The sequence below is a fragment of the Mucilaginibacter sp. GW822-FHT03E02 genome (assembly GCF_058801545.1).
Map to the genome: position 1 here is coordinate 3,132,347 of NZ_JBXANJ010000001.1, position 11,334 is coordinate 3,143,680.

7 protein-coding genes and 1 pseudogene are annotated in these 11,334 nt (G+C 43.9%); all 8 read right to left on the bottom strand.

The features are described from left to right. Positions 1 to 108: 108 nt before the first annotated feature. Positions 109 to 762 (bottom strand): hypothetical protein, encoded by a 654-nt coding sequence (locus AC1RM2_RS13140; RefSeq protein ID WP_492985522.1) that lies wholly within the window; start codon positions 760 to 762, stop codon positions 109 to 111. Positions 763 to 919: 157 nt separating this feature from the next. After that, on the bottom strand, positions 920 to 1,309 hold the full coding sequence (locus AC1RM2_RS13145) for a hypothetical protein (RefSeq protein ID WP_492985523.1): 390 nt from the start codon (positions 1,307 to 1,309) through the stop codon (positions 920 to 922). A 236-nt stretch (positions 1,310 to 1,545) separates the two neighbouring features. Further along, positions 1,546 to 3,174, bottom strand: coding sequence for a carboxylesterase/lipase family protein (locus tag AC1RM2_RS13150; protein ID WP_492985524.1), 1,629 nt, complete (start codon positions 3,172 to 3,174; stop codon positions 1,546 to 1,548). A gap of 183 nt (positions 3,175 to 3,357) precedes the next feature. Beyond that, the gene (locus AC1RM2_RS13155; protein WP_492985525.1) at positions 3,358 to 4,962 is read right to left on the bottom strand and encodes a M1 family metallopeptidase; all 1,605 of its coding nucleotides are present in this window, start codon (positions 4,960 to 4,962) and stop codon (positions 3,358 to 3,360) included. Between the two features lie 88 nt (positions 4,963 to 5,050). Continuing rightward, on the bottom strand, positions 5,051 to 5,992 hold the full coding sequence (locus AC1RM2_RS13160; protein WP_492985526.1) for a hypothetical protein: 942 nt from the start codon (positions 5,990 to 5,992) through the stop codon (positions 5,051 to 5,053). A gap of 88 nt (positions 5,993 to 6,080) precedes the next feature. Then, the gene (locus AC1RM2_RS13165) at positions 6,081 to 6,851 is read right to left on the bottom strand and encodes a hypothetical protein (protein ID WP_492985527.1); all 771 of its coding nucleotides are present in this window, start codon (positions 6,849 to 6,851) and stop codon (positions 6,081 to 6,083) included. 437 nt (positions 6,852 to 7,288) lie between these two features. Continuing rightward, a pseudogene (locus AC1RM2_RS13170) lies at positions 7,289 to 8,170 on the bottom strand (transposase). A gap of 162 nt (positions 8,171 to 8,332) precedes the next feature. Next, positions 8,333 to 11,242, bottom strand: a complete 2,910-nt coding sequence (gcvP, locus tag AC1RM2_RS13175) for an aminomethyl-transferring glycine dehydrogenase (protein ID WP_492985528.1) — start codon at positions 11,240 to 11,242, stop codon at positions 8,333 to 8,335. Positions 11,243 to 11,334: the final 92 nt, after the last annotated feature.

The following is an 11,334-nucleotide window of genomic DNA, read 5'->3' on the forward strand; positions in this document are numbered from 1 at the left end:
ATAAAATTTAATCAGCACGTAAGATAAATATTTTTGGTTATTGTAAAAGGGGAAATAAAAATGTCATCCAACAAAAAACGGCGCCTTTTGGGCGCCGCTGTTAAATACTTATAACCGTTGTTTATACGTATCAAAATCGGCCGCAAAATCTTTCAGGATGTTGTACCATGAATGTGCCCAGTAGTTGCGGAAGCCAAAACCACGGCTGTTTCCGGTTTTATAAACGGTAAATAATACCGTTTTATCGCTCATGTTTACAAAGGTTACCCAGGCGCCGGCCTCGTGTGTTGCTTTATTCATGCCTTCAACAAATAGCATCATTCCCAAGCCTTTCTGGCCCTGGAAATCGTAATTCTTTACCAAATCAACAATGTCCTTTTCTTTAAGCGTGCTAAAATCGCTTGGTTTCTCGGTAAAAAAGTTTTTGGTGATAGCATTGTTTGCCGCTTCGGTCACTTTAAAAGCGAAGTGTACGCTATCGCGGTGCGAGGCACGGGGCACGTTGTATGTTTTGGGCTCCGTTATAAACAGGTTTGCCCAGGCGGGGATATACTTGCTTACAAATTCCGAGTTTAATAGTTCGCCAGTAGCCTTGTATCCCGCCTCAGAGCCAATAAACCTTGCCTGCGAAAAGTCAATTCCCAGCCAGGTAACCGGTACTTTAGGGTTAAACACGTCGGCTTTGGTTTGTGCCTGGGCAATACTTACCGATGTGCAGATAATTAGGGTAATAAAACAGCTAAATTTTGTGATCACTTTCATGGTTATGGTATGCTTGATATTACCTGCCGACGCTACCGGCAGGTAATGCAAAATAATGCACAATTCATGTAATTAGCATAATTGTAAAATAACCTGGCTGTTAAATTTTTGTTGCTCTATGTGCAACAAGTTCAAAACCAAGCCGATATTTTAATTATTAGATGGTGTTTACAAACAAGAAAAAGATGCAGGATACCACGGCATAAGCCATCAGCATAATTGACCATGCTTTTTGGTTGTTTTTGCTCAGTTTTTCAAACGCGATATTCCATTTTTTAAACCGGCCGTTGTTTAGCAGTATAAAGTAATTGAGCAGCAGCGCACCCGAAGCGGCCAACAGCATTACGGTTGCGGTTACCTGGTTAATGTTAAACCATTGTTGATGTAAACAAAGTTGGGTAAACATCAGCAGGTTGGTTAGCAAAAGGATTAACAGGAAACTAACGCCAAAAAGTGAGTTGAATTTGGGTAGGCCACCTTGTCCGAAATTTCTGGCGTTCCATCTGTAAGCGGTTACATAAATGGATTTAATTGCTGCTGTGTTCATGATGTTAATGGTTTAAAGGTTAATAGTTGGTAGTTAAACGAGCCACCGGAATGGATTGTTTGGTTGATAACGCAAACTACAAAATTATATTATGCAAAAAATCCAAATTTTTCAAGATCGCCATATAAAAATTTGCGCGCCCGGCTAATTTAAATAAACCGGGATAGGCTGTCTTCCTGGTAAACAAAAACGGCCACCAAAAGGCAGCTGTTTTATATTATTAAAGTCGAAAAATTTTATTTTGCCGAAGCCATTTGAAGCAGGGCAGCGTCATGATGGTATTTTACTTCGGCTTTGTTATCAAATAACATGGCCGCGCCGCTTTGAGCGGTGTAAGCCGGCCAGTTGGGCAAGCCTTTGGCATTAGGGTTGCCGGTATGGGCAAAATTTATCCAGGCCTGGCTCATTTTATTGGCTAAGGCATAGGCATCCTTACCACCGCCGGTCATTTCTTCGCAGCGTTTAATGTTATCAAACTCAAAACAGATATCGATACAATGGATGGATTTAAACATGCCATCGGCCACTGGTGATTGCCAGGTAAACATATACATATAAACCGGCGCCGCGCCCGTTACTGCCGATTTTGCGTTGGCCTGGCGGATAACACCCGGCCTGAAAGTTGCTAAATCGATATCCAGGTAATCGGATGGTTTTACAGTGCCCGGGTAGGCTTTTAAAACCTCGGCCATGTAGGCATCTGTTTTATCAGCATATTTTTTTTGTAGGTAGCTTTTAACATCGTCCATACTAAAGTTGCGGATGGCCGGGTTTATCAGCGAGGCCATAAACTCGGTTTTAGTTGAGCCAACCAGTAAGGGAATGTTTTTTGATAGTTCGGCAGCGGCCGGGTCATTTAACTGGTAGGGTAAAAACACGCCATCGTTAACTGGTTCCCAGCCAAGACCAAAACCGGCAACGGGCTTGCCTTCGGCTTTTAATTGTTGGGCAACTTTAGGTAATGCTTTTTTTGCGGCGGCGCTCAGGCGTTCGTACGATATGGTTTGTAATGAATCTGCCTGGTTGGGTTGCAGGTTCAATACTTCCAGCATAGCCGCGCCAATTCTTTTTGATACATCGTTATCCATAAATTTTGACTGGTAACTGCCGCTTTGTACAATAGCTTTATGGAACAAGCCTTTTGCTGATGGCGCCGCCATTAAGGTAGTAACCTTGCCGCCACCGCCCGACTGGCCAAAAATGGTTACGTTGTCCAGATCGCCGCCAAAGCTGGCAATGTTTTGTTTTACCCATTGCAGTGCCGCAACAATATCCATCATACCCACATTGGCCGACGATTTATATTTATCGCCATAGGCCGATAGGTTTAAAAAGCCCAGCAGGTTTAAACGATGGTTAATGGATACCACCACAACATCGCCTTTTTTGCTCAGGTTTTCGCCGTCATAGGATGGCAGTTCAATGGCTGAGCCGGCAGCAAAACCGCCGCCATGCAGCCAAACCATTACGGGGCGTTTCTTTTGATCATTAATGCCTGGAGTCCAAACGTTGAGTTTCAGACAATCCTCATTCATATAGCCCCAGTTGTGCTGAAAGCCAAACTCGATTGGGTCGTTAACGGTGGTAGTTGGGTCGATAGGGCAAACAGCGCCGTATACCAGCGATGCGCGGACACCCTGCCACGGCGCGGGCTTTTCGGGTGCCATAAAACGTTTGGCAGTTGCGTAAGGTATGCCTTTGTAATTAAAGGTACCGTTGTGGATGTACCCGCGTACCTGCCCTGCATCGGTGCTGGTTACGGCTACACTTTCGCCGGCAATAATGGCATCGCTGCTTTGGCTGTAGCCAAATAATGGCAACAGGCATAGGGCCAGCAAAGCCCAAAATGTTGAGTTTTTATTCATGGTTATCTGGTTTAATATAATTGGTTTATGGATTATCCGGGGGCTGAATAACATATACCATCACCATGATTTATTGGGCAATAAACCAATAATTATCATTGTGTAGGTATTACACAATGATAATTATAAAATTTTATAAATCAACAGGGCTGTCGATTTATTTAGCAGATAGTCACAAGCTTATTACTTTTGCACAGTAATGCCTTCCAGGCTAAAAGATGCCAGTAAATTTACGTTAGGGTCAATTATCACCTTGACATCGCCGGCAGCCACGGGTACTTTAAGCCCGGTTTCCTTATTTTTGATGTTAAGGGTGTAAGGCTTGCCGTTAACAGTAAACTCCAACGGGAAATCGTAAAGCGATGCCTGTTTTTGTGTTACCGATACTTCAACAACAGAACTATTTGCGCGCCGCATCCATGTTATCTTTAAATCAGGATGGCCGGCAGTTCTTAACCATTGTTTAAAAAATGGTTTTAGGTTTTGGCCGCTGGCTTTTTCCATCACGGCACATAGGTCGGCTGTGTTAGCGTTGCGGCCGTTGTACATGGTGTAATAATTACTTACGCCTTTCCAAAATATAACATCCCCCAGCTTGCGCCTAAGCATATGCAGTACCCAGCCGCCTTTTTGGTAGCTATTGGCGTTTAGCAATTGCATGTATTTATCTTTTACAGCGGTATCAACCACGGGGCTCAGCCTTTTCTTTTCAAAATCAATAACTGTTTGCCTATCCTCAATTAATCGCTTTTTTAAGGTATCGGCACCATATTTATTCTCGAGGTACAGGTTGGTCATGTAGGTGGCAAAACCTTCGCTTAACCATAAGTGGGCAAAGTTTTTTTCGCTTGCGCCGTCGCCAAACCATTGGTGGGCTATTTCGTGCGCCATTAACTCTTCTATGCCCTTGCTGGTAACCGACTCTTCGAAATAAAATATCGCGCTTGCATTTTCCATCCCGCCAAATATGGTTTTCGATTGTACGTTGGCCAGTTTCTCGTAACTGTAAGGGCCAACTTTTTTGATGAAAAACGGCAGTATATCTTTGGCAATGGCATAGTTTTTAAAACCGGCCTCCTTGTTTTCGGGAAACACATAGGTATAAACCGGGATACCGCTTACATCGCCGGGATGGTCAATGGCAAATTCAGCAACGCCAATAACCATTACTTTGGTAGGCAGCACAACATTTTCCTGCCAATGGGTAAGTTTTAGGTGGTTATCCAACGCTTTCTCTTCCAGTTGTAAACCGTTAGCCACCACCTGGTAATGATCAGGTGCGGTTACTTCAAAGTCAACGGTCGCTTTATCTGCCGGGTCGTCAACACAGGGAAGCCAGTTATGCGCCCGGTTTGGCCAGTTATCACCAAAAAAGGTACGGTGGCCAAAGTTGTTGGTTGATATGATCAATCCATCGGCGGGTATGCCTTCGTAGCTAATTACAAAGTTGTGCCTGCTGGGGGCCTTTACAAGGGTATAAATTTTAACAATATCGCTATCCTGTTCAAATTTAAGGCTTTTGCCATTTTCGGTTACTGAAGATACGGTCATCCCTTTGCCACCGGTATTCTTTTTCACCAGGTTCAGGCTAAAGGAGGTAGCATCCTTTATAAATTTTATGGCTATGGTGGCTTCGCCTTTTATATTGTTGTTATCGTCATTAAGCTGTAATGCAAAATTGTAGTGCTGCACATCAATAGCCGAGCCGGGAACCTGGGCATGGGCAGAGAATGCAAAAAAGGCAAAAGCCGCAGGAAATAGTTTTTTATAGTAGAGGATTGAACGCATACAAAACGGTTTAAATGCGAAGTTTATAAAAAACCACAGCATTTAAACCATATGTTAATATTTTTACGTGAGAAAAAACGCAATTATATTAAAAAGTTACGCTTGCACCTGCCGAGAATAAAAAGTAAAGGCCATTTTTTGATGTATTACTCACATAATCAACCTGGTTAAATGGTTTTATAAGGTATGGCGTAAAAACTATTTGTACTTTGTTTATTACATACGTAACCGGTACCGATCCGCTAAAGGCAAGCAGCTGGTATTTCCTCACTTCCTTTTGATTTTCCTGGGTTACGGTTTGGGTGATGATAGTTTGTTTAGGCTGATTGGGAAACAATATGTTAATAGGCGTTTGCTGTTGAGGTGACTCTACCGACCGGGTTACCTGTGATTCGGTATAATAGGTTTGGTAAAACGATTGTGTACCGGCATACAAGGATGCGGTTGGCGTAAACTTAAGGCCATTTAATTTTGTAGCCCCGGTTTTAACCGCAAATATTTCCTTAGATAGTTCGGCAGTGTTGATGATGTCATTCTTGTTGTTTTTATCAAAGCGGTAACTGCCACCGATACTAAGCTTTACAATGTTATCGGGGTTGGCGTACAGTGAACCATCAATCGTGGCATTAAAAGACGATAGGATGATAGGGCTGCTGCCTGTAATAAAAAACTTGGTAGCTGATATTGTACCACCATAATACTTTTTACTATCGAACCCAAAAACATAACCGGGGGTTACACTTAGCCCTTCGGCGCCCGATTTTGACCCGTTAAGATCAAAGTAACCTATGGCGCTCAGGAAAAAACCATGCTTGCTCACCAATGTAAGTGTTGGCAGCAGTAATGGTACACTGCTATCGTCGCGGCGGCCGGCGTAGGTTAAGTTGGAGATATATTGTAGTCCGGCATTTACAAACAGCTCCTTCACTTGCGGCTTTTTGGATGCCGTATCGGTAACGGTTCGCTGGGCAAATGAGGCTGTACAACTGCCCATAATAACAAGCAGTACGATAAGTTTGATAGTTTTCATAAAGGGTTTGATATGCTTAGCATATGTTTTAAATCGACAAAAGGGCCGCTAACGGCCCTTTTGCTAATGATGTTGCTATAATTTGATGTTATTGTTTAGCTGCGCTTACTTTAGTTGAGCTGCTGCCCGAAGCGCTAACAGAAGCGCTTTTTTTACCTGCTTTTATTGTGGTTGCAGATGCCCCACTGTGTGATAAGCTTGCTTTGGCGCTTTTCGTAGTTGTAGCTGCACTACCGGAACTGCTTACGCTTTCCTTGTTGCTAACACTCACATTTTTCCTGGCGGCTATTGCTTTTTTGCCCACTGCAGATGCGGCATTAACCGAAGCAGTTTTAGCTGCTGTAGCTTTCGCTGCAACATTGTTTGCTTTAGCGCTAACGTCTGCTGATGCATTGCTTGCAGCGTCTTTTGATGCTGTAACTGCGCTACTTGCGGCTGTTGCGGCTTTATCTGCCGATGCCGAGCCGCTTACACTACCCGAACCGGTAAGGTTTGCGGCAGCGTCGGCTTTGTTAACTGCTGCATCGGCATTTGTTGCGGCGGCAGCGTTAGCTGTTCCGCTTACGTTGGCTGCCTGGCTCGCAGTTGCCTGCGATTGAGTGGCTGCCGCGTTAGTTGCTGCCTGAGTTTGCGCAGCGGTACGGGCAGCAGCGCTTTGGGCCTGTGCAGCCGCCTGGTTGCTGACATTGGTAGTTGCAGTTGCGGCTTTTTGAGCCACAGTAGCGGCATTCACAGATGGTAATGCAGTTTGTGTAACAATTTTTGTTGCTGTTGCAGCACCTACGTTAACTTGTGCAATGCCGGATTTTGCTACGAATAAAGCCGCCGTAATTAATACTGATTTAACTAAAGTTTTCATAATATCTATCTATTAAATTTGTCGTTTACATGCCGGATTATTATACCGGCCTCATGACATTATGTAGACAAATGGTATGCCATTGGCCAAATAAAGCCCAAATAGTGCGAACATTGTGTGTTTTTCGTATAAAATACTATACAAAAAACAAGAAAAGCTTATCAACGTATAAAAAAGGGAACAGTTTACGGGCACCCAAGAGCTATGAGGGCCGGGCTGTTTTATACTCAAAAAAATAAAGCCCCCGGCAAACTACCAGGACACTGAAAAAGTAGCTCTTTAATGAGCGGCATTTATAAAGCGATTTAATAAAGGATCATCTTTTATTAAATCGCTTTTTTATTTCCTGTATATTTCCAGCTATGCTTCAGGACGAACTGGTGTCGAATGAAGGCAAAGCAAGGATGATTCAGCCTAAGCTTTCTTGCTTTTCGATTTTAGCTGGTTAGTTTGATAATTCTTTTTAGGTTAACAGTAAAAATTGCCAATGCTCCCTGCATCTGCATATTTTCAATCCCATAAGATATCGCTCTGTGGTAACCATGAACATTTTTTAACCCACTGTTTTTCGCCTCAATCTTGTATCGATGCTTAGTTTTCTCTTTATAGTAGTCTGTTTCCTGAAAAGCCATCTGCTGGCTGTGCTGGTCCGATTTAATAGTTATGGAATATGTTTTGGTCTTTGCGCCTGTTTTATAACAATTATCTTTTAATGGGCAGGTTTTATATTTTTCAACATCAAAATAATAAACGAGAGCTTGGTTCTTCCCACGGTTATTTTTCCCTCGACGTGCTTTTTTTATAGCCATTTCGCAACAGTTTTGAACGTTCTCTGAGAACTTCAAGTGCTGAATGTGGTTTGACCTGGATAGCGAATGGGTTGCATCAACAATAATGGATTTGGATTTAATAATATCCTTTTCAATCGCTATAGAAACAGTTTTGCTCATTAGCAGGTTCAACAGTTCTGCATCCTTCAAACGAAGCTTCCTGAATTTGGTCAACAAACTGGGATTAATTACTTCATCCTCGGGAGCCATATCGAGGAAATATTTGAAGGACATATCATATTGTGAGCGTTAAACGACATCTACATCCGAAATGGTATAGATCGTTTTCAGCAACAGGTATTTGAACATGCGTACCGGGCTTTCTGCCATACGCCCGTTATTAGAACAATATTTGGCTAACAACTCATCATAAATAAAGGTGAAATCTATCAGCTCGCCGATCTTGCGAAGCAGATTGTCCTTGGGAACGACCAGATCATATAGCCAGGAATAGGGACTGAGCTGAATTTTTTGTTGTTGAGTTAACATCTAAAAGGCTGCCGATTATACCTTTAAGATACAAAAAGGAGCAGAAACCGTAATTCCTACTCCTTTTTATCCCCCTGTTTTCAGAAAGACTTTTTCAGTGCCCTTCCATTTGATGACAGTCTTTTTCTTTTTTATCGTATCCTCCGGTTTTTAATTCCGGTCTCAGGTTCCGTATTCGGGCGTGGTTACTTCGCTTTCTTCAAACTCGTAATCTGTTAACGGCGGGCATGAGCAAATGAGCGTTCTGTCGCCATAAGTATCATTAACCCTGCCTACTGATGGCCAGAATTTAAAGGCTGCTACATAAGGCAGCGGGAATGCCGCTTTTTGGCGGGTGTATGGATGTTCCCACTCGTTGCCGGTAATTACGGCCACCGTGTGTGGTGCATTTTTTAACGGGTTATCAGTTTTATCTAACACTCCACTGGCAACATCAGCAATTTCATGGCGGATAGCTATCATCGCATCGCAGAAACGGTCAAGCTCGTGCTTAGGCTCCGATTCGGTTGGCTCAACCATCACCGTGCCCGCAACCGGGAACGATACGGTTGGTGCATGGAAGCCATAGTCCATTAAACGCTTGGCTATATCAGTAACCTCGATACCGAACGGTTTAAACGAGCGGCAATCCAATATCATTTCGTGCGCGCAACGGCCATTGGCACCGGTGTATAATACCGGGAAATGACTTTCTAAGCGGGTTTTAATGTAGTTGGCATTCAGGATAGCGTAGCGGGTTGCATTGGTTAAGCCTTCACTGCCCATCATAGCTATATAAGCGTGTGAAATGATCAGGATAGATGCAGAACCCCATGGTGCTGCAGATACCGCGTGGATAGATTTACCCCTGTCAATATCAACCACAGCATGACCTGGTAAGTAAGGCACCAGGTGTTTAGCTACACCAATTGGCCCCATACCGGGGCCACCGCCACCGTGAGGGATACAGAAGGTTTTGTGCAGGTTTAAATGGCAAACATCGGCACCAATATTGGCCGGGCTGGTTAAGCCTACCTGCGCGTTCATGTTGGCGCCATCCATATAAACCTGGCCGCCATTCTGGTGAATGATCTCACAGATCTCGATGATCGACTCCTCAAATACACCGTGTGTAGATGGGTAGGTAACCATTAAGCACGATAGCTCATTTTTATATTGCTCGGCTTTAGCACGCATATCTGCAACGTCGATGTTACCATTATCATCACATTTAACAACCACTATCTTCATACCTGCCATAGCTGCAGATGCAGGGTTGGTGCCGTGTGCCGATGATGGTATTAACGCGATGTTCCGGTGGGTATCGCCCCTGTCATGATGGTAGGCGCGGATAACCATTAAACCGGCGTATTCGCCTTGTGCGCCGGCGTTTGGCTGTAAGCTCATGGCTGCAAACCCGGTGATTTCGCTTAACCAGTTGTTAATCTCGTCAAACAGCTGCATGTAGCCGCCAACCTGGTCGGTTGGTGCAAAAGGGTGAATTTTGCTAAAATGGTTCCAGGTAACCGGGATCATTTCGGTAGTAGCGTTCAGCTTCATGGTGCAAGAACCCAATGCTATCATGGAGTGGCAAAGCGAAAGGTCCTTAGCCTCCAACGATTTAATATAACGCAGCATTTCATGTTCTGAATGGTGCGAGTTAAATAACGCGTGTGTTAAGTAAGTAGATGTCCGCTGTAATTCGGTTGGGATTACCGTTTCCAGGCTGGCTTTCAATCCGTCAAAATCAACATCGTTAATGGTTTTACCCAATACTTTTGCGAAGAACCTCACAATGGTTTTGATATCCTCGGGCGATGTGGTTTCATCAACAGAAATGGTAACAACCGAACCTTCGTAGTTCAGGTTCATTTCGTTGTTTAACGCTTCAGAATGGATAGGGCCTGCTAAGTGGGCCACATCAAACTTCAGGGTATCAAAATAATTTTCGTTCAGTTGCTTGTAACCTAATTCGCCAAGTGCCTTAGCTAACAGGATGGTTAAGCCATGAATCCTCTCGGCTATTAATTTAACCCCTTTAGGGCCATGGTATACGGCATACATACCGGCCATAATAGCCAATAATGCCTGCGCGGTACAAATATTTGAAGTGGCTTTATCCCTGCGGATATGCTGCTCGCGGGTTTGCAAAGCCATACGTAAGGCATAGTTGCCCGCGCTATCGATAGTTACACCGATGATGCGGCCGGGGATAGAGCGCTTGTATTCTTCTTTAGTAGCAAAAAAAGCGGCATGGGGGCCGCCAAAACCCATTGGTACACCAAAGCGTTGTGTAGTGCCAACAACAATATCGGCACCCCATTCACCCGGAGGGGTTAGCAATACCAGGCTCATGATATCTGCAACAACGGTTAGTTTAATGCCTTTTTCGTGGCCGGCGGCAGCAAAATCCTTGTAGTTGTACACCGCGCCTTTACCGGCAGGGTATTGTACAATGGCGCCAAACATATTGTCGGTTAATTCAACTGTGCGGTGGTCGCCTATTTGCAGCACTATACCGTAAGGCTCCGAGCGGGTTTTTAAAATATCTATAGTTTGCGGGAACAGTTCTTCGGATACAAAGAATACGTTGGCAGCATTGTTTTTACGCAGGCTGTATTGCATAAACATAGCCTCGGCAGCAGCTGTGCCTTCATCCAATAGGGATGCGTTGGCAATTTCCATACCGGTAAGGTCGATAACCATGGTTTGGAAATTTAACAGTGCCTGTAAACGGCCTTGCGCAATCTCGGCCTGGTACGGGGTGTATTGGGTGTACCATCCGGGGTTTTCGAGGATATTACGCTGAATAACGCCAGGCACAATTACATCATAGTAACCCTTGCCGATAAACGACTTGAATACCTTGTTTTTTAATGATGTTTGTTTAAGTGTGGTGAGATAGTCAAACTCGCTTTTCGCAGGGGGCAAATCAAGTGGTTTTTTTAACCTGATCTGGTCTGGAATGGTTTGCGCAATCAATTCATCAAGTGAGCTAACACCGATGGTTTTTAACATTTTTGCCGTGTCGGCCTCATTCGGAGCAATATGCCTTGACTGGAATTGTTCCTGATAATCTGCGTTTAGCTTCATGAAGTAGTCGTCCCCTTAAATTTACCGCAAAGGTACGGTTTTACAATATGAGTAACAATTAGGTAATATCATATTGACAAAGCATTTACAAG